This window comes from Sphingomonas naphthae, from assembly GCF_028607085.1.
Taxonomy (GTDB): Bacteria; Pseudomonadota; Alphaproteobacteria; order Sphingomonadales; family Sphingomonadaceae; genus Sphingomonas_Q; species Sphingomonas_Q naphthae.
Genome location: NZ_CP117411.1, coordinates 2916390 through 2942797 on the forward strand (window position 1 = coordinate 2916390; position 26408 = coordinate 2942797).

Genomic DNA, 26408 nt, shown 5'->3' on the forward strand with positions numbered 1-26408 from the left:
AATTAGTCGCCCTCGGCCTCCTCCATGCGCGCTTCAAGCTCGTTCAGGAAGGGTGAGCGTCCCCAATGCATTCTCCCGCGGCCCGTATCGACATAACCGGAATACAGCATGTGAATTTCATCGCGGGCGCGCGTCAGACCCACGTAGAACAGACGGCGGCTTTCCCGCCGCGCCGCAGGAAGTTCGTTGCGCCAAGGAAGGCTGCCGAGGTCGAGCCCCACCATGATGACCACGTCGTACTCGCAGCCTTTGGCGGAATGCAGCGTCAGAAGGTTGAGGTGAAGCGGCGACCCATCGCGACCGCCGAGGCTTGCGAGGTCGAGATCGGCGAGCGCCCCGCCGACCGCGAGCGCCGTCGACATGCGTTCGACCTGTTCGGCCTGATCTGCCAGACTTGGTTCTCCCGCGATCAGCGCATCGAGCATTCCGGCGCGCAAGGACGCGACAAAATCGCGGGCGAGCCCATCCTCCACTCTGAGGGACCATAGAAGCCGGGTGAGGCTTTGCAGCTCCACGCTGGCGTCCGCCTCTGATATCCGAGCACGATGAAAGCCGATCCAGCGATCCAGCAGACCACGCAGCTGGGGCCGCGCCTCCCGCCAGCCGCCCGCGCACCACGCGGCGCAATCCTCAATCCAGCTTGTGAGCGCGACCTTGCGATAAGGCGCCGCGGTGTCGACCCGCACAAAGTCGAGGCCCGCAGCCGCGACAGCGTCGGCGACGACGTCGCCGGCGCGATAGTCTCGATAGAGGATCGCGATGTCGCCGAGCGCCCTGCCGGGCTTGGCCGCTAGCGCCGCTGGAATGATCTCGGCGATCGCATGCGCTGCCTGCCCCTCCAGGCCATCGTCGCATTCGACCATCGCGATAATAGCTTGCCGGTCCGGGTCGTTCGACTGATAGCCGCGAACCTCGCCCAAGGCCATTTCCGACGCGCTGACGATGCTTGAGGCTGAACGGTAGTTCAGCTGAAGCTGCACGCGCTCGACATCGTCGCGCTCGGCCAATTCCTGCAACAAAGCCCCATCAGCGCCGGTGAAACCGTAGATGGATTGATCGGGGTCGCCGACGGCGAACAGTCGGACGCCTCCGTCGAACGCCATGCGCTTGACTATGCGGTGCAGCGCCACGCCCAGGTCCTGATATTCATCGACCGCCAGCACAGGAAACTTCGCCTGCAGAAGCGGCAACACCCAATCGTGCTCCGACACCAGCCGCTGGCCGAAGATCACAAGATCATCGAAATCGACGAGACCGGTTCGCCGCAGCTCGGCTTCATAGCTGTCCGCCCACGCCGCAAGCTCCTCCTCAGCCGTCCACTCTTCCGACGCTCGATCGAGGATCGATCGCCGATGGCGGCCGAGGTCCATCGACTTATAGGGATGGCCTGCGCCAAAGAGCCTGTCGCCGATCCGCCGCATCGCCTGATCGCTCTGCCGCTGTGTGGCAACGGCAAGCGGGAACGGCACCGGAAGATCGGCAAGACGACCATAAGGCATCAGCAGATGCCTCAGGCAAAAGCCATGAACGGTGCCGATGAAGAGGTTCGGCGCCTCCCGCAGGCCAAGCCGCTCCAGCCGACGCGTCAGCTCGCGCGCGCATTCCTGGCTATACGTGATGCATGCGGCACCGCGCGGCGCGCGCACGTCCTCAGCCATGATCCGGGCAAGCTTGAGCACCAGCGTCTTGGTTTTGCCGCTGCCCGGGCCCGCGAGCACGACGCAGTGTCCCGTGGAGTCATACGCTGCTTGCTGCCCAGGGTTGCTGGCCAGATCAGCCGCTTGGGCGAGATATGCGGCGCTGACATTACGCAAGGGCATCGCGAATATGCTCCAGCGCCTGCCGGATGTAGTCCGGGCACGTATCTTCATCGACGTGTGGCGCCAGCGCCTGAGCGAAGCGCCCTTTGCCGATCCGCTCGATGAGCTTGATCAACCGCTCCTCATCAAGCGTGTCGGTATCGTCAACCCAGCCCTGGATCAGATCCTGAGTGTTCTGATTGATCGATAGCTCCTCCCCGATGACTTCCTGCATCGCTTCGGCAAGGCCGCCGGTGAAGAGCTCCGGCTCAAGCGTATTGCTGTTGACGAAGTAGCCGAACGGTTCGGCGCGCGCGATTACAGCGTCGGCGTCTAATGGCGTGTAGTTCACGCCATTCTCGACCAGCCGCAGCACATTGATCAGCCGTCGGCGCACCAGCGGCGGGTTTGCACCATTTGGATCCCGGTCGGTCAGAATGACATGCGGGATATTGAGTCCCTGCGGCCCCAACAACTTCACGTAGGGTGTGAAGTTTGTGCCACTCACGGAGCATACGGTGATGCCGAGCATATCGAGGGGGATGTCCAAGGCCTCAGCAAATGCAGGCATAAGGAACCGCTCGGCATCCCCCTCGACGAGGATCACGCCTCGCGCGAAGAAAATCTCCCCGCGGCTGACATCAATGTAGCGCTGTAGGTCCGCCTCATCGCGTGCCGTCAGGGGTGCCGTGGCCGTGGATACGGCCGTCGTCGCCTCCTCACCGGCGTCATGTCGGAGCAGGACGATCGAGCGGATCGGGGTCACACTCGCAATATGCGGCGAGTGCGTCGTAAGGATGGTTGTGAGCGGCGGAGTGTCTTCCTCTCCGTCCCCAGCTCCGCCGAGGAAGTACCGGTAGACGAGCCGCTGTATATGCGGGTGGAGGTGTGCTTCGGGCTCTTCGACCACAAGGAACGTATGGTCGCGCTCGCCATCCGTGACCAGACGATCGAGCTCAAGGCTCTTCAACGCCAAGAAGATCAGATTCGCGGTGCCAAGACTGGCGTCGCCAATGCCGCGCGCGCCATTATCGATCAGCAGCCGCAGGCTGCGCAGCAAAGCATCGACGCGGGTTGGTGCAAGACCAAGCGTGAGCGGAACGGCATGCTGTTCGCCCGCAATAGCGATCAGCCGCTCACTGATGCGCTGCGCGGTGGCGACCACCTCGGCATGGCCAGCAAGCTCGGCTTGCGCCTCGTTGACCTGCTCTTGGATCTCGTCGCGCGCGTCTTCATCCAGCGAGGTCGCCAGTTGCTCGATGAGAGGCCTCAACGGCGAGTTCCGCCAGCTCGACAGGTCCTTCTCGGCATCGCGCAGCGCGACCTGGACATCGAGCGGCAGCATCCGGCGGAAGGTTGAGCCGATCGACATATCGGGATCGTCACCGCCGAAAATGATATATTCGTAGTCGGCCAGGCTCTCAGGCTCGCGGCCGAGATTTGCCTTGGGCTGAAAACGGTACGTCAGACGCGCGACCATCGGTGGCCCCGGATCGACCACACAGTCATTGAGATGCGCCATCAATCGCGGATCGTCGGTAAAATCCGTCAGATCGACTGAGATTTCGATGGTCTCGCCGAGCTTGTCTTCGCCCAGCCCATCCCAGAAATGTTCGAACCCGAGCTGGCGGTCGCGTTCCGACAGGCCCGGATCCAGGATCAATTGTAGGGCGCGAATGAAGTTGCTCTTGCCGACCTTGTTTTCGCCGACAATGACGATGCTCTCCCCAGTCTCGACCTCGATCTCCGAGAAATTGGCGAAATTGCTGATCTTTATGCGTGATATGCGCACACGTCCGTCCCCCCTCGTTATTCTCTATCGCGGTTGGCCCGCTCGGCCATGTCGGCGCAACGCGCCATCAACGCCTCGAAAGTTTCGGCGTCGTCGAGCAGCAGACCGTCCTCCACCATCCGGGCGTAGTCGTCGCCAAGCGCCTGGAGCGCTTCCCCCGCCGGCACCAGGCGCAGGCCGCCATGGACCGCGGCCCAATAGTCGATCAATTCACGATCGGCCCCTTTTTCGGCGAAGAACATCGTCTTGTGGCGCGCGACAGCGTCCGCCAGATCGCGATCGGCGAAGGCACTCGCGGCAAGACCAGCCTCGTCCAGTCGCACCACATCATGCCAATGACGGGCGAAGCGCTCGCCACGCAAACGCTCTTGCAGGCAGAAGACATGAATCGCGGTGGCCTTTTCCCAGAAGGTTCGCTCAGCGTGCATCACCCGAGGGCGGGCCGTGGGAAAGACCACATCATCAACCAAGCCGGACGCATCGCAGGCGACATCGCGCTCGCTTGCCGGGTTGCCGGTCGAGCGTGCGCCGAATTCGAGCATGACGCTTGGCGCGACATAACCCGTCCCTGTAGTGGTCGCCTCATAATCGATGAAGAGCTTCTCACCCTCCGCGCGAACGGTTGCCGCCAGCTTCTCTTTCGCCAAGGCGCCGGCGATCGCAGGCTGGACCGATCCCAATACCCATTCAGGAAGCCGTTTTCGCACCTCGCTCGACCAACGCTTCTCCTCACTGCGCGATTTCGGCAACGCTTCGCCGTTCTCGCCGACGAGATCGGCGGCGATCGCGCGGATATCGTAGGTGAGATCGACGTCCTCCGAAAAACGCCGGATGACGCCGTAGGCCTTCGACAGCGACGTGCCGCCTTTAAAGACGAGGTGCTCACCCAGCGACGTGGCATAGAGCGCCGCCAGCGCCCAAACGACCCAGGCATCCTTTTCGAGGAGATGGGCGGGCCGTCCCGATTTGTCAGCGGCAATACCAAGCACGTCACGGCGATCCGACGCCGAAAGGTTGAGGAACACATCAGCCATGCGCGGCCTTTCCGACGCTGCGCGCAAGCCATGTTGGAAGCTGGGGTGCTACCGCCACCAACTCCTGGAATGTCGTCGATGGCAGCTTGCGCTTCAAAGCCTGAAGCGCTGCCTCCGCCTTGTCTGGACCGAGCCACGCCAGAGCCCGCACAGCCTCCCCAGCCGGTCGATTGGCTAGGGCAAGCTGCCAGCGCGGCGCGTGGCGAAGCTCAACGATTTGCTTTCCCAAGCTCATCGTGCGGCTGCGACCCGACGTCAGATAAACCGATCTCACCGGCACCTGTGTCGTGAGCCCCAGCGTGTTTGCAGCCGCCGCCCCGCTGGGCACGATGACTTCGCCGCGCTGACTGGCCAGCGCTTCGACGGCTTGCTCGACCGAGGGGGACCTCGTGCCGAACCGGCTGGAAATCGGGCGCAGATAAACGCCGCGACCAGCGCGCATCAAGCGGCCCCGCTCCACTAGGCGCGACAGCGCCTGGTCGACGGCTGCCCTATTGCCAAGGTGCAGCAAGCCCTTGGCGGATATCGGCGCACCCTCAGGCAGGCCTTCCGCGTGCGACAGAATCTGCTCGGTCAATCGTTGCATCATAAAACTCCTGTCAGAAATATACGCGGTTTTCTGACAGTTTTCAAGTTCCGGAGATTGCCACGTCGAGCAATCTTGACCGGATGTTTATGACCGGGCATATTTGTCTAAATTGGAGTGTCGGCCATGTATGTCTATAACCCCGAAAAGTTCGCATCGCTCTCGGAGTCCGAACTCGGCCAACAACTTTGGTCCTTCCTGACCCGGCCCGAAAATGTCGCCCGCCTCGAGACCGCGTCGGAGCTGAGCAAGCCCGCCGTCGAGGGGATCGAAGAGCAACTTCTCGAAGCTTTCCGGGAGGAAGTGCTGGCGGATCGAATCAAGCAGATGATCGGCCATATGGTGCGGCAGATCCTGGAGCAACGCGGTTGGTTGCTCGACCAAGGCGACGTCAAGGTTCAGTCGGTGCCCTTCATGAAGGCCGCGCGCTATCGGCGACCGGATTGGTTCACCTTCCACGCCTTCCGCAACACCAGCGATCCGCGCGACGTCGTCATCACCGACCGCCGCCAGAACGCCGCCCTGCCTGAGAATGCGCGCTGGACCTATTACGCCACCTTCGCGAGCCCGATCAAAGCCGCCGTGGCTTTCGGCGTCCACGACCTCAGCCAGTTGCGTCAGCAGGTGCATGCGAATGGCTACCATCGCGTCCGCGTCGAGCGGATGCTGCGGCGCGCGTGAGGTCAGACATGGCGACCACATCAATCGACGAATTCATTCGCGTATCACAGCTGCTCTCCGGCCTGACGCTTTCGGTCCCCATCATGATGATGACGCGGGATCAGGTCGAAAGGATCGTTGCCGACGCGGCAGCCGACGCGACGCTCGCATCCCTGGATCGGGAGCTGCGCGCCAAGCTCAAGGCGGTGACCGGCCCCGAAGACCATGTCCAGATGGCGCAGGCCTATGAGGCCTACTCCGAAGCATCCTTCTATCTGGCGATGAAGGATCGCGGCGTTGTTTTGGAGCGCACGCCCGGCACCGGGGGCCACAAGGCGAAGCGCCCGGATTTCCGCTACTCGCACAGCGCCGGCAAACTCTATTTCGAGGTCAAGGCCCTGGAAATCGCCGAACCGCTGCGGCGTCACAAGGAGATCGGTCACGAGGCGTTGGAGGTTGCGGCCGAGCTGGACGGACGCGCGCGCCAACCAGGAATCCACTTCGGCAAGCCACTAGAGATATCGGGCCACCTGCCCAATGCAGGTTCCGTCGGGCGGATCGACGACACGATCCAGAAGATCAGCAACAACATCAAGCCCGGTCAGATCGAGTACGGCCCGACCGTGCTTGTCGTCGATCTCGGTCGCCTTAGCAGCATCGCGCAAGGCCCGTCCGGCCTTCTGCCCGTCTTCTTCCACGCCGGGCCACCGGCGGAAAGCTGTGTAAGCGGCGAGCTGTGGCAGATCGCACTCGGCCAACCCGGGGAGCAAATTCTGTCGCTTCCTGAGTTCGACGGCAAAAGCAATCTGGCGGGCCACCAGACACGGGTCGGCATTCTCCGTCAATTCCCTACCCTGATGGCGATCACGTTCTTCCTGCCGCGCTGGAGCGAGAAACCCGAACTGCTGACGATCTGGAACGTCGGTTGGGATCAGACGGCCCTGGAGAATCCATGCGCTCTCGACGAGCACCAAATCGGAGATGTCCTTCACAATTACTCCGATGGCCTGAATGATCAGCGAAACGAACTGGGTTGGGATTTTCGCGTAAGTCGATAGACCTTTTACATTACTGCACCGGGCCGAGGCATGCGCGGTCTCGGCGCCTCATCATTGGGCTCGAACACATCAACCGGGGGCACGGCCGTCAAGGCGGACAACGACCGGGACAAAGGAGGAACAATGATCGGTCGCGGATCCGAATGGCGGCGCTGGGAGCCACATATTCACGCCCCGGGAACCGTCCTGAACAATCAGTTCGGCGGGGGCACCCCGTGGGAGACCTATCTCACGTCCCTCGAAACCGTCACGCCGAAGATCGAGGCAATTGCAGTCACGGACTACTATCTGACGGACACATATGAGGAAGTGCTGAAGCACAAGACGGCGGGCCGCCTGCCCAACGTCCAACTCATTTTCCCGAACGTCGAGCTTCGCCTCGACGTCGCGGCCAAGACCGGCTTCGTCAACCTGCACCTTCTGGTCAGCCCCGAAGACCCCAAACACATTGAGGAGCTGCACCGCATTCTGCAGCGTCTTCAGTTTCAGGCGCATGGCGATACCTTCAACTGCACGCGCCAAGACCTGATTTCGCTGGGCAAGAAGGCCGACACGACCATCATCGATGACCGTGCCGCGCTCGCTCACGGGGCGACGCAATTCAAGGTGAATTTCGATCAGCTTCGTCGCGTCATGCGAGAGAGCGACTGGGCGAAAGCGAATATCCTGATCGCGGTTGCCGGCGCGGCTGGTGACGGGACGTCTGGCTTGCGGCAGGCTGCCGACGCCACAATGCGTCAGGAAATCGAGAAGTTCGCCCATATCATTTTCTCGAGTAGTCCCGCCCAGCGTGAATTTTGGTGTGGACGCCGGGGTGTGACGCTCGATCAGCTCCGCGAGCGCTACGGCGGCTGCAAGCCCTGCCTTCACGGTAGCGATGCGCATGATCAGCAGACCGTGGGACAGCCCGTCGAAGAGCGATATTCGTGGATCAAGGGCGGGCTCGAATTCGACGCCCTGCGCCAAGCCTGCATCGATCCCGAGGGGCGCGCTCATGTCGCGGCCGAGCCGCCGCGCACGGCGATGCCCTCACAAGTCATCTCGCACGTTTCGCTGAGAGAGTGGACTTGTTTCCCGTGACGGGTTGAAGGTCGGAGAAGAGGTCTCTGACGCCCGTCATGGAGATTGGTCCCATGAATATGCAGGTCCTCGATGCGCGCCGTGACACCAGCGGCGGTTACAAGGTCGATATCGGCCGTGGCGAGCGGGTCGGCCGCGTCTCGTCAGAGTGGTTCTCGCGTCCGGCCGACGAGCGCTACCTTTCCTTGTCCGAGTTGGCCCGCACGGTCCGCGACCGCACCGAACGCAGCCGGACGCGGGTGGTGGAGAGCGCGCTCATCCATGTTGAGGCGAACCGCAACGATTCGGAGCGGTTGGCCCTGATCCTGCCCGGCACCGACACAGCCGTCGCACCGACGCACTGGTCCTTCGGCCAACTCGCCAGCCTGGTTGGCGCGCCCGCAGCCTATCTGCGCCAGCTCCCCGCAGCACTTGCCGCCATTAACCTGCAATATGGCCTGACCTCCAGTCGGGCCGAGCAGATCAAGACGCTCGAAACCGATACTGGCCGTGTCGAACTGCGCGCCGTCACTGGCCCGGATTATGGCCGCATCTACGATCACGAACTGGTCGAGGCGGTGCAGCGCATTGCCGGCAACGGCACAGGCGACACCCGCTGGAAGGTGCCGGGCGTGCTCGACTGGTCGACCGGGATCTACAATCCGCGCGTCGACATCACCAAGGATACGACCACGCTCTATGCCTCCGACCGCGACGTCTTCCTGTTCCTGGTCGACGACCTGAACCCGATTGAGGCCGGCCGACTGCCGGACGGATCGCCCGACCTCTATTTCCGCGGCTTCTATTGCTGGAATTCCGAGGTTGGCGCCAAGACGCTCGGCATGGCGAGCTTCTATCTGCGCGCGGTCTGCCAGAATCGCAATTTGTGGGGCGTGGAGGATTTCGAGGAGATTACCATCCGCCACTCCAAATATGCCGCCAATCGCTTCGCGCACGAGGCAGCCCCGGCGCTGCTCAACTTCGCGAACTCCTCGCCCCTGCCGTTCGTCAACGGCATCAGGGCGGCCCGCGAGCGGATCGTCGCCAGGACGGACGAAGACCGCACCGACTTCCTGCGTCGTCGCGGCTTCTCCAAGGCCGAGACCGGCAAGATCATCGACAGGGTACTGGCGGAGGAAGGCCGCCCGCCCGAGTCCATCTTCGATTTCGTGCAGGGAATCACCGCCGTCGCGCGCGACAAGCCCCATCAGGACGCCCGCCTCGACATGGAGGGCAAGGCCAAGAAGCTGCTCGATCGAGCTTCCTGATTTCCGCAAAGCCGGGGATGCGGTTTTCCGCGTCTCCGGCTTTGCGCCTCCGTGCCTTTCAGGTTTGCCGGTTCGTGGCGCTGCCCCTTTAGAGGAAGAGGGCGGCGCTTCGCTTCGTGACGGGTTGGAGGTTGAGAGAGAGTCTCTCGGCCGCCCGTCACGGAGTAAATCCCGATGGCTACTGCCGTTCAGAAGATCATCCTGTCGTCCTCGCGCGACATCCCCTTCAACAAGCTGGTGCTCAGCCAGTCCAACGTCCGGCGGGTGAAGGCCGGCGTCTCGATCGAGGACCTCGCGGCCTCGATCGCTCGTCGCGGCCTGATCCAGAGCCTCAGCGTCTTCCCCGTCGTTGACGCCGAAGGCAACGAGACCGGCATGTTCGAGGTGCCCGCCGGCGGCCGCCGCTTCCGCGCGCTCGAACTGCTGGTGAAGCAGAAGCGTCTCGCCAAAGTCGCGCCCGTCCCCTGCGTGGTCCGCGACCGCGACGGCGCCATCCTCCCCGAGGAGGTGTCGCTCGCCGAGAACATCGAGCGCGCTGCGCTGCATCCGCTCGATCAGTTTCGCGCCTTCCACGACATGCTGATCAAGGGCATGACCGAGGAGGAGATCGCCGCGGCGTTCTTCGTGCCCGTCAACGTGGTCAAGCAGCGGCTGCGCCTCGCGACCGTCTCACCGGTCCTCCACGACGTCTATGCCGACGACGGCATGACGCTGGAGCAGCTCATGGCCTTCACGGTCTCCCAAGACCACGAGCGTCAGACCAAGGTCTGGGACGCGATCAAGGACGCCTGGTCAAAGGAACCCTATCAGATCCGGCGCATGCTGACCGAGACCACGGTGCGCGCGTCCGACAAGCGTGCCGTCTTCCTCGGCATCGAAGCCTATGAGGCGGCCGGCGGCACCGTCATGCGCGACCTCTTCCAGGCCGATGATGGCGGCTGGTTGCAGGACGTGGGGCTTCTCGATCGCCTCGTCGCCGAAAAGCTGAAGGCCGAGGCCGAGGCGATCGCCGCCGAAGGCTGGAAGTGGATCGAGGTCGCGGTCAGTTTCCCCTACGACGCCGTTCGCGGCCTCCACGAGGTTTCCGGCACGCCGATCGATCTATCGGCGGAGGAACAGGCGACCATCAAGGCGCTCACCGCCGAGCAGGTCAGGCTCGAAGCGGAATATCATGACGCCGACGAACTGCCCGACGAGGTCGACGAGCGTATGGGTGAGATCGAGACGGCTCTGGCGGCGTTCGACGATCGCCCGGAGCACTTCGACCCGACCGACATCGCCATCGCCGGCGTGTTCGTCAGCATCGACGCCAACGGGTCGCTTTCGGTCGATCGCGGCTTCGTTCGGCCCGAGGATGTGCCTCAGGTCCGGACCGATGGTGAGGAAGGATCGGAGAAGGAGATCGAATCCGATGGCACCGCGAGCCCGTCGGTGCAGCGCGCCGTCATCACCATCGGCGGCCAGCCTGTCGAACCGGAGGACGATGAGGACGACAGCATCAAGCCGTTGCCCGAACGCCTCGTCGTCGAGCTGACCGCCTACCGCACCCTCGCGTTGCGCAACGCCGTGGCGGAAAATCCGCACATCGCCATGACAGCGCTTCTCCACAAGCTGGTCTCGAACAACTTCATGACCCGCATGTACACGGGCGCCATGGAAGCGGGGGTAAAGCACATCTTCTTCCCGGTTCAGGACGAGACGCTGAAGGACAGCCCCTCCGCGCGGGCCGTGCAGGAGCGTCACGACGCCTGGGCCGCCGACATCCCGAAGGACGACGACGCCCTCTGGGACTGGCTCGCTGGTCTCGACGATGCCAGCCGCATGGCGCTACTGGCGCATTGCGTCAGCTATGGGGTCAACGCGCTCTATGAGCGGCCGAACCCGCACAGCGCGGGCGGCGTGTCGCAGCATACGCTCGATATGAGGCTCGCGCAGGCCGACCGGCTGACGCGGGCGACCGGGCTCGACTTGGTCGAAGCCGGCTGGCGTCCGACCTTCGGGAACTACCTCAACCGTGTCACCAAGCCGCGCATCCTCGAAGCCGTCCGCGAAGGCGCCGGCGAACGGGCAGCACAGCTCATCGACCATATGAAAAAGGGCGACATGGCCAAGGAGGCCGAGCGTCTCCTGGCCGACAGCGGCTGGCTGCCGATGGCGTGCATGCGGCCGTTCGCGCCGGTCTTGGCATCGCGCAGGGGCCGAGTTGGATGTTCGCTGAGGATGTCGCGACCGGGGCACTCGTTCCGCTTTTGGCCGACTACGCGCCCAGCCTCGTTCCGATCCGCGCGATTACCTCCGCCAATCGCCGGATGACCGGCGCCATCCAGTTGCTGGTGGACCACTTGGCCGCGATGATCCGGCAAGAACCACATCTTCGAATGCGGTGACCGTCAGGAAACAGTGGCCGTATGCCGAAGGGGGACATCGGGTTGTGAAGAGGGATTGCCCATCTTCTGCTCATCATTAGAGCTTACTTGCACCTACGCATTACCGAACAGCAGAGTGAAAACCCTCCGATGCGTACGCTATAGCCCGAAAACACCGCACGGCATTTCGACAGGGCTTCCAGTATCGGGATCTATCGTTCTCAATCGCCTCAGCAATGATGGAGATTGAGCATGGCGAAGACCGAGCCCGCCCAAATCAGGAGGACAATCCGGAGGCACCAATTGCGCGAGATGGTGCCGATGGCTGACAGCACGATTTATGAAATGGAGCAGCGTGGTGAATTTCCCCGTAGGTTCGCGCTCTCGCCACGGTGTATTGTTTGGGACCTCGCCGAGGTCGAGGCCTGGCTGACAGCGCGGCGGACCGCCCCGATCCGTCGAGCACAGCACCCCGACGTCACCCAGCGCAAGACGCGACCGGTCAAAGGGCGGGATCAAGCTCCATCAAAGGCATAGCTTGCGGCAAAAGCGTGGGGGCATACTTCCGGCCGTCGATCCAGGCGTCCACGGTATCCGCCCACTGCTGCATCATATGCCGACGCTGCACCTCGTACTCAGCCTTATTATATACGCCGCGCGACGAACGCCCGTCCTCGTGCGCCAGGCACTTTTCGATCCAGTCGCTGTTAAAGCCCAGCTCATTTAGCAGCGTCGACCCCGTCCGCCGCAGATCATGGACCGTGAATGGCTCCAGTGGCAGCCCCTCCTTCTTGGCTCGTTCGACGACGGAGTAGGTGATCCGATTGAAGGTCGCGCGAGACATTGGCGCGTCCGCGTCGTACCGGGACGGCAAAAGATATCGGGAGTTGCCGGAGCAAGTCTTGAGCGCGATCATGATGTCTAACGTCTGTCGGCATAGGTAGACGTTGTGCGGCTTCGACCGCTTCATGCGCTCCTTCGGGATGGTCCAGACGGCGTTGTCGAAATCGATCTCGTCCCAAACTGCATCCTGCAACTCGCTCTTCCGGACCATGGTGAGCAGGTAGAGCTTCATACCGAGGCGGATCGTTGGCAAAGTCGCAACATGCTCGAGCTGCTTGAACATGATGCGGATCTCCGCGGGCGAAAGCGCGCGGTCCTTCGGCGTAAAGGTAGCGATCGAGGCTGGACCGACGTCATCAGCCGGATTGGCGACCTTCTCGCCGTGCAGAATAGCAAAGCCGTAGATCTGCTTCAGGATATCCCGCACATGGATAGCAGTTGCAGGCGCGCCCCGTTCGACGATCTTACCGCAGTGAGTGCGTAGATCATCCGGTGTGATCTCCGTCAGGAGACGATTCCGCCAGACGGGCATGAGTTCGCGTTCGAAGATGGAGCGACGCATCGCGCGCGTGCTGTCGGCCATGGTCGCGTTGGTCAGCCACTTCTCGCCGAACTGGCCGAAACTCTTTGCCTCCTTGATCCGGCGCTTCTCGCGCTGCTTCTCGATGGCGGGAGACCGCCCCTCGTTGATCGCGCGCCGCGCGTCGATGCATAGCTCGCGAGCCCTGGCGAGCGATATTCCGTCACGGGCATATCTGCCGAGATACACGGTCTCCCGCCTGCCGTTCAGCCGATAGTCGAGCCTGAACGAGATGGCGCCCGATGGCGCGACGCGCACATACATGCCGTCACGATCGGAAACTTTGTACATTTTGGATTTTGGTTTCAACGACTTGAGTGCTGCATCGGTCAACATTTCGGGCCTCCTCGCGGGAAAGTACCGTCACGCGGTTTTTGCAGGCCGATGGCGTCGAAAATGCTTTTATTTCAGTGCATTAGTTCGAAAAAAGTACCGTCATTGGCCTCGATTGACCTGACGGTACTTTCGTTTTTCCGGTTGATCAATGGGGGCGAGGCCCGTCAGCGAGGTCGCCGAACGCGATCTATGCCCACCGATAGATATCGATAGGCATAGGAGGAGTTTATTTTTATTTTCAGTGTGTTAGATCGTATCGCAGCGTAGAATCGGCGGCGTTCGGATGGGCCTGAATCATTCCCACTCGATCGTCCCCGGCGGCTTCGACGTATAGTCGTAGGTCACGCGGTTGATGCCCTTCACCTCGTTGACGATGCGGGTCGCGACGCGGGCGAGGAAGGCGCTGTCGAAGGGGTAGATGTCGGCGGTCATGCCGTCGGTCGAGGTGACGGCGCGCAGCGCGCAGACGCTGTCGTAGGTGCGGTGATCGCCCATCACGCCCACCGTGCGCACCGGCAGCAGCACCGCGAAGGCCTGCCAGATGGCGTCGTACAGCCCCGCCGCGCGGATTTCCTCGAGGTAGATGGCGTCGGCCTTGCGCAGGATGTCGCAGCGTTCCTTGGTCACTTCGCCGGGAATGCGGATGGCGAGGCCGGGGCCGGGGAAGGGGTGCCGGCCGACGAAGATGTCGGGCAGGCCCAGTTCCTTGCCCAGCACGCGCACCTCATCCTTGAAGAGTTCGCGCAGGGGCTCGACCAGCTTCATGTTCATGCGATCGGGCAGGCCGCCGACATTGTGGTGGCTCTTGATCGTGACCGAGGGCCCACCGGTGAAGCTGACGCTCTCGATCACGTCCGGGTAGAGCGTGCCTTGTCCGAGGAAGTCGGCGCCGCCGATCTTCTTGGCCTCGGCATCGAACACGTCGATGAAGGTCTTGCCGATGAACTTGCGCTTGGCTTCCGGGTCGGTCAGCCCGGCCAGCCCGTCGAGAAACAATGCCTCGGCGTTCACATGGACCAGCGGTATGCCATAATGTTCGCGGAACAGGCTCACCACCTGGTCGGCCTCGCCCAGCCGCATCAGGCCGTGATCGACGAACACGCAGGTCAGCTGGTCTCCGATCGCCTCGTGCAGCAGCACCGCCGCCACCGCCGAATCGACCCCGCCCGATAGCCCGCAGATCACCTTGGACGAGCCCACCTGCGCGCGGATGTCGGCGATCTTGGCCTCGCGATATTCGGCCATCGTCCAGTCGCCGGCCAGCCCGCAGACGTGGCGCGCGAAATTGGCGATCAGCTTGCCGCCGTCGGGCGTGTGGACCACCTCGGGATGGAACATCATGGAATAGAAGCGGCGCGCCTCGTCGGTGGCGATGGCATAGGGCGCGCCTTCCGATCGGGCGACGATCGAGAAGCCTTCGGGCAGCGCCTCGACCCGGTCGCCATGGCTCATCCAAACCTGATGGCTTTCGCCGATCTTCCACAGCCCGTCGAACAGCGCCGATGCGCCCACCACTTCGATGAAAGCGCGGCCGAATTCGCGATTGTCGGAACCGGCGACGCGCCCGCCGAGCTGGTGCGCCATCGTCTGCTGGCCGTAACAGATGGCGAGCACGGGCAGGCCGCATTCCAGGAAACGCTGCGGCGCGCGGGGGCTATCCTCCCACATCACCGATGACGGTCCGCCCGAGAAGATGATCCCCTTCGGCTTCAGCCGATCGAACGCCTCCTCGGCCGCGTTGAACGGCGCGATCTCGCTATAGACCCCCGCCTCACGGACGCGGCGGGCGATGAGCTGGGTCACCTGGCTGCCGAAATCGACGATCAGGATGCTGTCGGCATGGGCTGTCATGGCCGCTCGTTACGGGGCGATGGCGCGGGGGGCAAGACCTACTCCCGTCATTGCGAGCGTAGCGAAGCAATCCAGCGCCGACCTGGATCGCGTCGCTGCGCTCGCGATGAACGATCTGGGGGTCAACCCATCCTTAACCATCCCGGCGCTATCCCCTCTCCCAAGTCCGCCGTCAGAGAGGCCCTATGCCCCGTCGCATCCGTTCGCTCCTCACCATGCTCGATCAGGATGTGCAGGCCTATGCCGCGCAGAGCGCCGCGATCGCCGGGCGCACCAATCTGCTCGCGCTCAACGCCACGATCGAGGCGGCGCGGTCTGGCGCGGCGGGGCGCGGCTTCTCGGTGGTGGCGCAGGAGGTGAAGGCGCTGGCGGGGCAAGCGAAGACGAGCGCCGCCGCCTTCCGCGCCGACGTGCTGGATCGCATCGCTTTGGGCGCGCGCATCGCCGACGAGCTGGTCGCCGAGGTGGAGGGCGCGGCGCTGGTCGATCTGGCGCAGGCGATCGCGCAGAATATCGTGCGCAACATCTTCGCCCGCTCGGTCGATCTGCGCATGATCGCCACCGATGGCGCGGTGACCGGCGCCATGGCGAACGGCGAGGCTGACGCGATCGAGGCCGCCAACGAACGCCTGCGCGCGCTGCTGCGCTTCTCGCCTTTCTACCTCAACGCCTTCGTCGCCGACACCGCCGGCAAGGTGCGGCTCTATTCCGATCCGGCGGCGCGGGTGCGATCGGCCGATCTGTCGGGCGCGCCGCAGTTCAATCGCGCGCTCGCCTCCACCGATCCCGACGCCTGGTTCACCGACGAGGTGTGGGCGAACCCCTGGTCAGACAATCATGTCGTGCTGGTGCTGGTCGCCCCGGTGCGCCACGCCGGCCGGGTGGTGGGCGTGGCCTATGTCGAATATGACTGGCAGCGCGTGGTGGGCGACATCCTCACCGCGTCCGCCGCCGAGCGCGAGCAGGCCGAGCGCCACCGCACCATCACCATCCTCGACGGCGGCGACCGGGTGGTGGCGACGACCGGCGCGCACCGCTTCGGCACGCACCTCCATCTGCCCGATCCGCTGTCCTCCCCCCTCGTCAGCCGCGACGATTCGATCATCGCCCAGGCCCGCGCCCGCCCGATGCACGGCTTCGACGGCTTGGGGTTGCGCTGCGTGATCGAACAGCCCGTGTCCGACGAGGAGACGATCGCCGGGATGCTGCGGGACAAGGCGCTCAGTTGAGCTGAGCTTGGCCTACCCCGGCCCGGTGAACCCAATTCAGGCTGGTTCGATCAATCCGCGCTGGCGAGCTTGTCGCCGATCGGGTCGCTGCTGTCCTTGGCGGCGCTCTTGGCGGTCACGCTGGCCTTCACGACCTTGACCGCGTCGCCCACGCCCTCGGCGGCGTCCTTGGCCACCGCCGCGACCTTCGCCGCCGCCGCTTTGCCACCATAGATGAAACCATAGACCGGGAACGCCTTGGTGCCGACCTTCTGGATCGGCGCGTACCACACCTTCACCTGGCTCCAGTCGTTGTTCGGGCTGGCATCGACCACGGTGACGTCACGCTCGACCTGACCCCGGCGGCCGCCGATGATCGACCAGTTGGCGTGGGTCACCTTGATCATGCGATCCGAGACGATCTTGGTGACGGTGGCGACATGGCCCGAGCGCATCGTGTTGAGCGCCTTGAACACCAGCACCGAGCCGAGCTGCGGGCTGGACCCTTGCGTGTACTTGCCGACCGCCTGGTTCCACCACGAGGCAGCGGCGCCGAACAGGTTGATGCCCGAAAAGACGCGGGCGAAGGGGGCGCATTGCCAGCTGCTCGTCGCGGCGGCGGCGGGTGCCGCGGAAAATGCGAGCGCCAGGGAACCGGCCAGAGCCATCATCAGTTTACGCATTTGGCCGAAGCCCCCGCTTCCAGTGTCGATATCGGCGTTAACGGCAGGATTTTCGGCGCGATAGGGCAGCGATGCTGCGCTGCGACGACTCGTTCGGTCGCTGCGGTCGGCTGCGCCCGACGCGATCTTATCCACAGATGAACCGCTTCGCTGCGGTGCACAACGGCCCGGCCGAAGGCGACCGGTGCCGCGGAATCGCTTATTTCTTCGGCGCTTCGGTCCGCCGTGCCAGCGCCGCCACGCAGGAGGCGCGGTCGATATCCTCGCCCGCCGGGGTGCGCGCATCGACATAGCCGACCACCGGCTCGCGCCCTTCCCTGGGATAGAGATAGGCGTCGAGCACGCACACGCTGCTGGCGAATTGCAGCTTGCGCGCGGTCATCTCGCGGCTGTCACGATCGGGGGTGCCGAACAGCGCCTGCAATGCCGCCGCATTCTGGTTCATCACCCGATCGAGGCCAGCGGCGGCACGAGGCGGGGCCTTGCCCGACACGCTGGCGACGCGCGGCGCCTCGGTCGCGGTGCAGCCCGCCAGCGCCAGCGGGACGAGGATCAGGCCAGGGCGGATCATGTACGGCTCCGATGGAAGAGATGCGTCGCCATCGCCGCGCCGATCACCGGCGCCAGCAGGTTGACGAACGGCACCATGAACAGCCCGGTCGCGACCAGCCCGACCGCCGCCCGGCCGCCCCGCGTCCGCCGCAGCCACAGATGGCGCGCATCGCCCTTCAGGTGCCGCGCCGCCACCATCTCGGCGAGGTCGCGGCCGAGCGCGAGCGCGTTGACGATCAGGAACAGGATGAGCGGGCCGACCCCGGTGACCAGCAACACCAGATAGAAAGGCAGCGCGATCAGATTGTAGAGCAGCAGCCGCGCCGAGGAGCGCAGCCCCATCAGCGCCCCGCCCGCCCAGCCGATCGGCCGCGCGCTCACCGCCGCCGCCGGATAATGGCGCCGCTCGACCGCCGCGACGACATCGTCGGTGAAGACCGAGATCACGCCGATCGCGACGGCCGGAAACAGGAACCACAGCGCCGCCAGCGTGGTGAATACCGCGACCACCCCGCCCTCGCCGCCGCTGAGCGCACAACTGTCGAACCCCAGCCAGTCGCAAGGGTCCGCGCCTCGCAGGCCATAGGCCAGCCCCGCCCCCAGCAATGCGAACAGCGCCAGGGTCAGCAGCAGCGATTTCGCGAGGATCCGCACGATCGCCCGGTCCCCGAGCTGGGCGAAGGACAGAGCGGCGGCGACGGCGATCATCCGCGCGATGTAGGGCCACCGCGCACTCCTGAACAGAGGCGCGCGGCAGCCCCATGGTTGCCTCCCCCGCCCCGCCCCGCTACGCCCCACCCTTTCCGCCAAGCTGGGGACTTTCGTGACGGACACCTACGACATCATCGCCATCGGCAACGCCATCGTCGACGTGCTCGCCTCGACCGACGACGCCTTCCTTGCGAGCGAGGCGCTGCCGAAGGGATCGATGCGCCTGATCGACGCCGATCGCGCGACCGACCTTTATGGCAAGATGGGCGTCGGCCGCGAGATCAGCGGCGGATCGGCCGCCAACACGCTGGCGGGTGCCGCCGTGCTGGGCGCGCGCTGCGGCTTCATCGGGCAGGTCGCCGCCGATCAGCTGGGCGACGTGTTCAGCCACGACATCCGCGCGCAGGGCGTCGCGTTCGACACGCCCGTCCGCGCCGACACGACTGTGCCGACCGCGCGTTGCCTGATCCTCGTGTCGGAGGATGGCCAGCGCACGATGAACACCTATCTCGGCGCCGCGCAATTCCTGCCGGCCGATGCCGTCGAGGAGCCGATGGTGGCGGGCGCCAAGGTGCTGCTGCTCGAAGGCTATCTGTGGGATCCGCTGGAGCCGCGCGAGGCGATGAAGCGCGCCATCCGCATGGCCCGCGCCGCCGGCCGCACGATCGCACTGGGGGTTTCGGCGGTGTTCTGCATCGCCAACCACCGCGACGATTTCCTGAAGCTGCTCGACGACGGCGATATCGACATCCTCTTCGCCAATGACGAGGAAGTGCTGGCGCTGGCCGGGCTCGACGATTTCGACGCCGCCGTCGCCGCCATCGCCCCCAGGGTGAAGATCCTCGTCGCGACGCGCGGCGCCGACGGCGCCATCGCCGTCTCCGGCGGCGAAACCGCCACGGTGCCCGCCGAGCCGATCGCCAAGATCGTCGACACCACCGGCGCGGGCGACCTGTTTTCGGCCGGCTTCCTCGTCGGCCACGTCCAGGGCCGCGGCCTCACCGATTGCCTCACCATGGGCGCCATCGCCGCCGCCGAGGTCATCTCCCACTGGGGCGCCCGCCCCGAAGCGGACATCAAGGCGCTGGTCGCCGCCCGACTGGGCTGACCGCTTCGCCCCCGCCGGTGAAGGCCGGCGGGGGCTAACCTGCATCAACACCTCATCTTTTTTCCGTTGCGGACTGAACGCTCCACAGGCTCGCCGGTTGTTCCGGCATTCCCCGAGGAGATCAGACATGAGTGGCAAGGAAAGCGCGCCCAGCCGGCGCGATGTGTTCGGCGGCGTGGCGGTGGCGGGTGCCGCCGGCGTGGCCCTGATGGGCGCCGGCGCGGCACAGGCGCAAGGCGGCGAGAAGATCCCGCCCGCCCCCGCCGTCCCCGGATCACCCCAGTCGAAATATCCGGTGCCGCCGCTGCCCGAACAGCGCCAGCCATGGCCCGCGCTCTACACCAGGATGAACCCCCGCCCCGATCATGGCGAGACGAGCTACAAGGGCTCGGGCCGGCTGAAAGGCAAGCGCATCCTCGTCACCGGCGGGGATTCCGGCATCGGCGCAGCGGCCGCCATCGCCTTTGCGCGCGAAGGCGCCGATGTCGCGATCAACTATCACCCGAGCGAGGAGCCCGACGCCCGCGAGATCGTCGCGCTGATCCGCAAGGCGGGGCAGAAGGCGGTGGCGCTCCCCGCCGACATCCAGACGCAGGGCGCCTGCATCAGGCTGGTCGCCGATGCGGTGGCGCAGCTCGGCGGGCTGGATGTCGTGGTCAACAACGCGGCCTATCAGCAGAGCAAGGCCTCGATCGACGAAATCACGCCCGAGCAGTTCGACCAGACCTTCAAGACCAACATCTACGCGCCCTTCTGGATCACCAAGGCGGCGCTGGCGCATCTGAAGGTCGGGGCGTCGATCATCAACACCGCCTCGGTCAACGCCTTCGATCCGGGCGAGGAACTGCTCGATTATGCCTCGACCAAGGGCGCGATCATGATCTTCACCAAGGGCCTCGCCAAGCAGCTCGCCAAGCGCGGCATCCGCGTGAACGCCGTCGCCCCCGGCCCGGTGTGGACCCCGCTCCAGGTGGCGGGCGGCCAGCTGCCCGGCAAGATCGGCGAGTTCGGCGCCAACGTCCCCATGGGCCGCCCCGGCCAGCCGGCCGAACTGGCCGCGATCTTCGTGCTGCTCGCCAGCGACGAGATCGGCTTCACCACCGGATCGGTCTACGGCGCGCAGGGCGGCAAGGGGACGATCTGAGGGTAGGCAGAGGGCGTCCCGGCGACACCGGAGCGTCCTCTTCCCTGATGCGCGACGCGGCAGGCTCTCACCTCTTGCGCTCGACCTTGTCCACGCGGGCGATGAGCACGACCACGCCCGCCTCGACACCTTGATCGAAGCGGCCTGTGGTGAAAGCCGGCGTCATCAGCTTGCGGATGACCTCACCACAGAAGGCTTCGGGCAGGGTCCGCGTAAGGCCGTCTCCGATGGCGATCCGCACCTTGCGTTCGTTGGGCGCGACCAGCACGACGACACCGTCGTTGACACCCTTCCACCCGACACCCCAGCGGTTGCCGAGCCGGCGCGTATAGACCGCCACATCCTCCCCACCGAGCGAAGCGACCGTCACGACGGCCATCTGATGCCGCGTCCGCCGCTCGAACCGCCCCAGCCGTTCAGCCAGGCGACGGCGCAGGTCGGGGCTCAGGATAGCCGCCTGATCGACCACATAGCCCTTGAAGGCCGGCATCTGCGTGGAAACGGCCTGCTGTGCGGCCGCCACCGTCGCGCCCGATGCGCCGACCAGCATGAGGGAGGCGATGATGGCTGTGGGGACATCCGACGCATCCCACCACGCTCCATCCCCAACGGCGAAGGTCAAGCTGCCATCTCGAAAAAGAAGGGGCGCCCCGGCCGATGCCGGAGCGCCCCTTTTTTGTTGCTCGCTGCCGCGTTTACGCCACCGGCGGCACCGGCATCGGCGGTGCATCGGCATCCTCTTCGTGGGTTTCGACGACGCCCCGGCCGACGTGGCTCTTGCGATAGCCGTAGAGGAAATAAACGACCAGACCGATGATCGCCCAGCCGAAGAACAGGCCGATCGTATAGGCCGACAGGCTGAAGAACAGGTAGACGCTGCCGAGCGTCGCCAGCGGCGCGACGATCAGCACGGCCGGGGTGCGGAACGGGCGGTGGCGGGTCGGGTCGGTCTTTCGCAGCACCATCACCGCGATCGCGACCATCGCGAAGGCGAACAGCGTGCCCGAATTCGAGATGTCCGCCAGCGCGCCGACCGGGAACAGCGCCGCGAACAGGGCCACGAACACGCCCGTGATGAGCGTGATGACGTGCGGCGTCTTGAATTTCGGATGCACCTTCGACAGCCCCGTGGGCAACAGCCCGTCGCGGCTCATCACGAAGAAGATGCGGGTCTGGCCGAACATCATCATCAGGATGACCGACGGCAGCGCGATACCGGCGGCCAGGCCCAGCAGATTACCGATCTGCGGCCAGCCGATCTCGCGCAGGGTCCAGGCCAGCGCCTCCTTCGAGCAGACCACGTCCTTCATGCCCTCGGCCGCGCGGGCGGCGCAGCGGGCGGCGAGATCGGCGCTGCCGGGGGCGAGTATCTCGCCCGCGGCGCCGGCCACCGGCTGGGCACCGACGCCGCCGATCACGCCGGCGGCGACGAGGATGTAGAAGACGGTGCAGAGCGCAAGGCTGCCGATCAGGCCGATCGGCATGTTGCGCTGCGGATTCTTGGTCTCCTCGGCGGCCGTGGAGACCGCGTCGAAGCCCACATAAGCGAAGAAGATCGACGCGGCGGCGGCCGAAATGCCACCGAAGCCGAGCGGCGCGAAAGGCTTGAAATGCTCCATGTTCATCACCGGCACGGCCAGGATGACGAACACGGTGAGCGCGAGCAGCTTGACCGCGACGAGGATCGAATTGACCGTCGCGCTTTCCTTCGTCCCGCGCACCAGCAGCAGGGTGACGAGCAGCGCGATGATCGCGGCCGGCAGGTTGATGATGCCCCCGTCGATCGGGCCGAGCACGAATTCCTTGGGGACGGTGATCCCGGTCACATGCTGGAACAGGCCCACGACATAGCCCGACCAGCCGACCGACACCGCGCCGGCGGCGACGGCATATTCGAGGACCAGCGCCCAGCCGACCATCCAGGCGATCAGCTCGCCCATCACCGCATAGCTATAGGTGTAGGCGGAGCCGGATACCGGCACCATCGCGGCCATCTCGGCATAGCAGAGCGCCGCCACCGCGCAGACGAAGCCGGCGATGATGAAGCTCAGCATCATGCCGGGGCCGGCCTTCTGCGCGGCCTCGGCGGTGAGAACGAAGATACCGGTGCCGATGATCGATCCGACACCGAGCATGGTCAGCTGGAAGGCGCCGAGCGAGCGGTGGAGCGATTTCCTGCTGGCGGTTAGAAGAATGGCGTCGAGCGATTTGACGCGGCCGAATATCATGCGATGTCCCCCATCGGGCGCGCCGCCATTCTTGGGCTGGCGCCGCCTGTGATGGGTGGGGATGCTAACCGTTAATGGCGGCGGCGCAATAGGCTAGGCGCGGATTGCGATCGGGTCATGGCGACGGGACAATGATCGGCTGCCCCCTTTTTCGCGCCGTTCGTGTCGAGCGAAGTCGAGACACCGTCGCCTGAGCCCGCCCCTCGACTGCGCTCGGGACGAACGCAGAGACGGCGTCAGTCCCCGGATCGGGACGCCTTCTCCGCATGGCCCGACACCCCCTCGCGCCGATCGAGCTCCGCCAGCACGTCGGCGATCGGCACGCCGCGATCGGCCAGCAGCACCATCAGGTGGAACAGCAGATCGGCCGCCTCGCCGCGCAGCGCCTGCGCATCCTCGGCCAGCGCCGCGATGATCGTCTCGGTCGCTTCCTCGCCCAGCTTCTGCGCCGCCTTCTTCGTGCCCTTGGCGAGCAGGCTGGCGACATAGGACATCGACGGATCGGCCCCGCGCCGCGCGGCGATCGTCTTTTCGAGGCGGAGGAGGGTGTCGGTCATAAGACGGCCTTAGCGGCTGGCGAGCGGGCAAGTCGAGCGATGTGAATCGTCGCCCCAGCGTAAGCTGGGGCCTCTATCCACGCTCGCAACCGTCATCCCAAGCAGATGAAGGCCCCAGCGTTCGCTGGGGCGACGGCTATCGAGGCGACGGCGATACCTAGGCCGTCCCCCGCACCGGCAGCCCCGCCGCCGCCAGCGCGGCATGCGCCTCCGCCACGCTATGCTGGCCGAAGTGGAAGATCGAGGCGGCCAGCACCGCGCCGGCATGGCCCTCGACCACGCCCGCCACCAGATCGTCGAGCCCGCCGACCCCGCCCGAGGCGACCACCGGCACGCTGACCGCGTCGGCGATGGTGCGGGTCAGCGCCAGATCGTAGCCCGAGCGCGTGCCGTCCTTGTCCATCGAGGTGACGAGCAGTTCGCCCGCGCCCAAGGTCGCCAGCCGCACGGCATGGTCGATCGCGTCGATGCCGGTCTCGCGCCGGCCGCCGTGGGTGAAGATTTCCCACCGGCCACCCTCTACCCGCCGCGCGTCGATCGCGCCGACGACGCATTGCGCGCCGAAGCGATCGGCGAGGTCGGCGGCCAGTTCGGGGCGGGCGACGGCGGCGGAGTTGATCGCGATCTTGTCGGCGCCAGCCAGCAGCAGCGCGCGCGCATCCTCCACCGTCCTCACCCCGCCGCCGACCGTCAGCGGCATGAAGCACACTTCGGCGGTGCGGCGGACCACATCGATGATCGTGCCGCGCGCCTCGTGGCTGGCGGTGATGTCGAGGAAGCAGAGTTCGTCGGCACCCGCCGCGTCATAGACCTTGGCTTGTTCGACAGGATCGCCCGCGTCGGCGAGATCGACGAAATTGACGCCCTTCACCACGCGCCCGCCGGCCACGTCGAGGCAGGGAATGACGCGGACGCGGACGGTCATTGCGTCATCACCACCGTCATTGCGAGCGCAGCGAAGCAATCCAGTTCCGACGATGCCGTCATGCCGAAAGGCTGGATTGCTTCGCTGCGCTCGCAATGACGAAGAGGGGAGGCGTTCACGACCGCGCCACCTTCAGCGCCTCGGCCAGCATCAGCCGCCCGTCATACAGCGCGCGCCCCGTAATCACTCCCTCGATCCCGCGCGCCGCGAAGCGCGCCAGTTCGAGGATGTCGGCCAGCCCGGCCACGCCGCCGCTGGCGATCACCGGGATCGTCGTCTTGCTCGCCAGCGCGACGGTCGCGTCGATGTTGCAGCCCTTGAGCATCCCGTCGCGGCCCACATCGGTGAACAGCAGCGCCGCAACGCCCGCATCGCGGAACCGCTCGGCCAAATCGGCGACCGCCACGTCGGACACATCGGCCCAGCCCCGTGTCGCGACCATGCCGTCCTTCGCGTCAACACCCACCACGATGCGCCCCGGCAGCGCTTTGGCCGCCTCGCGCACCAGATCGGGGTTTTCCAGCGCGGCCGTGCCGATCACGACCCGCTCGACGCCCAGCGCCAGCCAGCGATCGATCGCCGCCCGGTCGCGGATCCCGCCGCCGATCTGCACCTTGCCGGGAAAGGCCTTCACCGCCGCCTCGACCGCCGCGCCGTTGACCGACGCACCCGCGAACGCCCCGTCGAGATCGACGACGTGGAGCCAGTCGGCGCCCTCCCTGGCGAACGCCTCGGCCTGCGCGGCGGGGTCGTCGCCATAGACGGTCGCGCGATCCATATCGCCTTCGGCGAGGCGGACGACCTTGCCGCCCTTGAGGTCGATGGCGGGGAAGACGATCAGGCTCATTACGGGCGCCACTCCAGAAAACGCGACAGGAAGGCGAGGCCGTAGGCCTGGCTCTTTTCGGGATGGAATTGCACGCCGATCATCGTGCCGCGCGCCACCGCCGCCGTCACCGGGCCGCCATGATCGGTGGTCGCGGCGCAATCGGCCTCGTCGGCGCAGGCGAAGGCGTAGCTGTGCAGGAAATAGGCCTCGCCCGGCAGCAGCAGGGGGTGCGAGATCGACGGGATGACGTCGTTCCAGCCCATGTGCGGCACCTTGAGCGCGGGGTCGGCGGGTTTCATCAGCGAGACGCTGCCCGGAATCCAGCCGAGCCCCTGATGCCGGCCGAATTCCAGCCCCTCGTCCGCCATGAGTTGCATCCCCACGCAGATGCCGAGGAAGGGGCGCGCCTCGCGGCATACCGCCTCGTCGAGCGCTTCGATCATGCCCGGCAGCGCGGAGAGGCCGCCCATGCAGGCCGCGAAGGCGCCGACGCCGGGCAGAACGATTCGTTCGGCCTCCAGCACCACCTCCGGGTCGGCGGTGACGGCCACGTCCTCCGCGCCCGCCGCCCGCAATGCATTCTCGACCGAGCGCAGGTTGCCCGCGCCATAGTCGATCAGAGCGACCTTACGCACCGCCGAGCGTGCCCTTGGTGGAGGGGATGGCGTCCGCCTTGCGCGGATCGATCTCGATCGCGAAGCGCAAGGCGCGCGCCGCGCCTTTGAAGATGCTCTCGACGATATGGTGGTTGTTGCGGCCGTAGAGCGTCTCGATGTGGAGCGTCATGCCCACCTCGCCGGTCAGGCTGTGCCAGAAATGCTCGAACAACTCGGTATCCATCTCCCCCAGCCGCGGCTGGGTGAAGGCGGATTTCCACACCAGATAGGGGCGGCCCGAAATGTCGATCGCGACGCGGGTCAGCGTCTCGTCCATCGGCGCATAGGCATGGGCGAAGCGGGCGATGCCGCGCCGGTCGCCCAGTGCCTTCGCGATCGCCTGGCCCAGCGCGATCCCCGAATCCTCGGTGGTGTGATGCTGGTCGATATGCAGATCGCCATCGGCCTTCAGGCTGATGTCGATCAGCGAATGGCGCGAAAGCTGCTCCAGCATGTGATCGAGGAAACCGATGCCGGTGGAGACATCATAGACGCCCGATCCGTCGAGGTTGACGCTCACCTCGATGCGGGTCTCGCTCGTCTGGCGGGAAAGGCTGGCCGTGCGCATGGCCGCC

General features: G+C 65.4%; 24 protein-coding genes and 2 pseudogenes. 10 read left to right on the forward strand and 16 right to left on the reverse strand.

Annotation, left to right across the window (positions count from 1 at the left end; translation table 11 throughout):
• Positions 1-2: 2 nt before the first annotated feature.
• Genes PQ455_RS14005 through PQ455_RS14020 form a run of 4 tightly spaced genes read right to left on the reverse strand, consistent with a single transcriptional unit; the run spans position 3 to position 5211 of the window.
• Positions 3-1820, reverse strand: coding sequence for an ATP-dependent helicase (locus tag PQ455_RS14005; protein WP_273686712.1), 1818 nt, complete (start codon positions 1818-1820; stop codon positions 3-5).
• Positions 1807-3591 (reverse strand): ATP-dependent nuclease, encoded by a 1785-nt coding sequence (locus PQ455_RS14010; RefSeq protein WP_273686713.1) that lies wholly within the window; start codon positions 3589-3591, stop codon positions 1807-1809. The genes PQ455_RS14005 and PQ455_RS14010 overlap by 14 nt, the downstream gene beginning before the upstream one ends.
• A 17-nt stretch (positions 3592-3608) precedes the next feature.
• Positions 3609-4625 carry a nucleotidyl transferase AbiEii/AbiGii toxin family protein gene (locus PQ455_RS14015; RefSeq protein ID WP_273686714.1) on the reverse strand — a complete coding sequence of 339 codons (1017 nt, stop codon included), beginning with the start codon at positions 4623-4625 and terminating at the stop codon, positions 3609-3611.
• A complete protein-coding gene (locus PQ455_RS14020) occupies positions 4618-5211 on the reverse strand; it encodes a DUF6088 family protein (protein ID WP_151689322.1) in 594 nt (197 codons plus the stop codon). Before PQ455_RS14020 ends, PQ455_RS14015 begins: the two co-directional genes overlap by 8 nt.
• Before the next feature lie 126 nt (positions 5212-5337).
• Between PQ455_RS14020 and PQ455_RS14025 the strand changes: the two genes are divergently transcribed.
• The 7 genes and pseudogenes from PQ455_RS14025 (at position 5338) to PQ455_RS14050 (ending at position 12159) form a co-directional block, all read left to right on the forward strand.
• Positions 5338-5892, forward strand: coding sequence for a hypothetical protein (locus PQ455_RS14025; protein WP_151689069.1), 555 nt, complete (start codon positions 5338-5340; stop codon positions 5890-5892).
• Positions 5893-5900: 8 nt separating this feature from the next.
• Positions 5901-6929, forward strand: a complete 1029-nt coding sequence (locus tag PQ455_RS14030) for a hypothetical protein (RefSeq protein ID WP_273686715.1) — start codon at positions 5901-5903, stop codon at positions 6927-6929.
• A 123-nt stretch (positions 6930-7052) separates the two neighbouring features.
• A pseudogene (locus PQ455_RS14035) lies at positions 7053-7991 on the forward strand (TrlF family ATPase); the annotation flags it as partial.
• Positions 7992-8062: 71 nt separating this feature from the next.
• Entirely contained in the window at positions 8063-9256 is a 1194-nt protein-coding gene (locus PQ455_RS14040) for a DUF932 domain-containing protein (RefSeq protein WP_273686718.1), read from the forward strand.
• A gap of 174 nt (positions 9257-9430) precedes the next feature.
• A pseudogene (locus PQ455_RS21100) lies at positions 9431-9724 on the forward strand (ParB/Srx family N-terminal domain-containing protein); the annotation flags it as partial.
• Between the two features lie 1739 nt (positions 9725-11463).
• Entirely contained in the window at positions 11464-11643 is a 180-nt protein-coding gene (locus PQ455_RS21075) for a hypothetical protein (protein ID WP_475909522.1), read from the forward strand.
• 300 nt (positions 11644-11943) lie between these two features.
• Positions 11944-12159, forward strand: a complete 216-nt coding sequence (locus PQ455_RS14050; RefSeq protein WP_475909523.1) for an AlpA family phage regulatory protein — start codon at positions 11944-11946, stop codon at positions 12157-12159.
• On the opposite strand, the gene PQ455_RS14055 is transcribed toward PQ455_RS14050, so the two are convergent.
• Both PQ455_RS14055 and guaA read right to left on the reverse strand, forming a co-directional pair.
• Positions 12125-13381: a tyrosine-type recombinase/integrase gene (locus PQ455_RS14055; protein WP_273686721.1), complete on the reverse strand. Its 1257-nt coding sequence runs from the start codon at positions 13379-13381 to the stop codon at positions 12125-12127. The genes PQ455_RS14050 and PQ455_RS14055 overlap by 35 nt on opposite strands.
• A gap of 294 nt (positions 13382-13675) precedes the next feature.
• On the reverse strand, positions 13676-15232 hold the full coding sequence (gene guaA, locus PQ455_RS14060) for a glutamine-hydrolyzing GMP synthase (protein ID WP_273686722.1): 1557 nt from the start codon (positions 15230-15232) through the stop codon (positions 13676-13678).
• Between the two features lie 185 nt (positions 15233-15417).
• On the opposite strand from guaA, the gene PQ455_RS14065 reads away from it, so the two are divergent.
• Entirely contained in the window at positions 15418-16461 is a 1044-nt protein-coding gene (locus PQ455_RS14065) for a methyl-accepting chemotaxis protein (RefSeq protein ID WP_273686723.1), read from the forward strand.
• Positions 16462-16511: 50 nt separating this feature from the next.
• On the opposite strand, the gene PQ455_RS14070 is transcribed toward PQ455_RS14065, so the two are convergent.
• The 3 genes from PQ455_RS14070 to PQ455_RS14080 form a co-directional block, all read right to left on the reverse strand.
• Entirely contained in the window at positions 16512-17123 is a 612-nt protein-coding gene (locus PQ455_RS14070; RefSeq protein ID WP_273686724.1) for a CHAP domain-containing protein, read from the reverse strand.
• A 199-nt stretch (positions 17124-17322) separates the two neighbouring features.
• The gene (locus PQ455_RS14075; RefSeq protein WP_273686725.1) at positions 17323-17694 is read right to left on the reverse strand and encodes a hypothetical protein; all 372 of its coding nucleotides are present in this window, start codon (positions 17692-17694) and stop codon (positions 17323-17325) included.
• Entirely contained in the window at positions 17691-18383 is a 693-nt protein-coding gene (locus PQ455_RS14080) for an EI24 domain-containing protein (RefSeq protein ID WP_273686726.1), read from the reverse strand. The genes PQ455_RS14075 and PQ455_RS14080 overlap by 4 nt, the downstream gene beginning before the upstream one ends.
• Before the next feature lie 115 nt (positions 18384-18498).
• Here PQ455_RS14080 and PQ455_RS14085 point away from each other — a divergent pair, with 115 nt between their 5' ends.
• Both PQ455_RS14085 and PQ455_RS14090 read left to right on the forward strand, forming a co-directional pair.
• Positions 18499-19494, forward strand: a complete 996-nt coding sequence (locus tag PQ455_RS14085; protein WP_273686727.1) for an adenosine kinase — start codon at positions 18499-18501, stop codon at positions 19492-19494.
• A gap of 127 nt (positions 19495-19621) precedes the next feature.
• Positions 19622-20638, forward strand: a complete 1017-nt coding sequence (locus tag PQ455_RS14090) for an SDR family oxidoreductase (protein ID WP_273686728.1) — start codon at positions 19622-19624, stop codon at positions 20636-20638.
• Positions 20639-20705: 67 nt separating this feature from the next.
• Here the strand turns inward: PQ455_RS14090 and PQ455_RS14095 are convergent, their stop codons facing one another.
• From PQ455_RS14095 to hisB, 7 genes are all read right to left on the reverse strand, one after another.
• Entirely contained in the window at positions 20706-21260 is a 555-nt protein-coding gene (locus PQ455_RS14095) for a TPM domain-containing protein (RefSeq protein WP_273686729.1), read from the reverse strand.
• 73 nt (positions 21261-21333) lie between these two features.
• Positions 21334-22866, reverse strand: coding sequence for an amino acid permease (locus PQ455_RS14100; protein WP_273686730.1), 1533 nt, complete (start codon positions 22864-22866; stop codon positions 21334-21336).
• A 236-nt stretch (positions 22867-23102) separates the two neighbouring features.
• Entirely contained in the window at positions 23103-23423 is a 321-nt protein-coding gene (locus PQ455_RS14105) for a phosphoribosyl-ATP diphosphatase (protein ID WP_273686731.1), read from the reverse strand.
• A 157-nt stretch (positions 23424-23580) separates the two neighbouring features.
• Complete coding sequence (gene hisF, locus PQ455_RS14110) at positions 23581-24348, reverse strand: imidazole glycerol phosphate synthase subunit HisF (protein WP_273686732.1); 768 nt, start codon at positions 24346-24348, stop codon at positions 23581-23583.
• A gap of 115 nt (positions 24349-24463) precedes the next feature.
• On the reverse strand, positions 24464-25195 hold the full coding sequence (gene hisA, locus PQ455_RS14115; RefSeq protein ID WP_273686733.1) for a 1-(5-phosphoribosyl)-5-[(5-phosphoribosylamino)methylideneamino]imidazole-4-carboxamide isomerase: 732 nt from the start codon (positions 25193-25195) through the stop codon (positions 24464-24466).
• On the reverse strand, positions 25195-25812 hold the full coding sequence (gene hisH, locus PQ455_RS14120; protein WP_273686734.1) for an imidazole glycerol phosphate synthase subunit HisH: 618 nt from the start codon (positions 25810-25812) through the stop codon (positions 25195-25197). The genes hisA and hisH overlap by 1 nt, the downstream gene beginning before the upstream one ends.
• Positions 25805-26401 (reverse strand): imidazoleglycerol-phosphate dehydratase HisB, encoded by a 597-nt coding sequence (gene hisB / locus PQ455_RS14125; RefSeq protein WP_273686735.1) that lies wholly within the window; start codon positions 26399-26401, stop codon positions 25805-25807. Before hisB ends, hisH begins: the two co-directional genes overlap by 8 nt.
• Between the last annotated feature and the right edge of the window lie 7 nt (positions 26402-26408).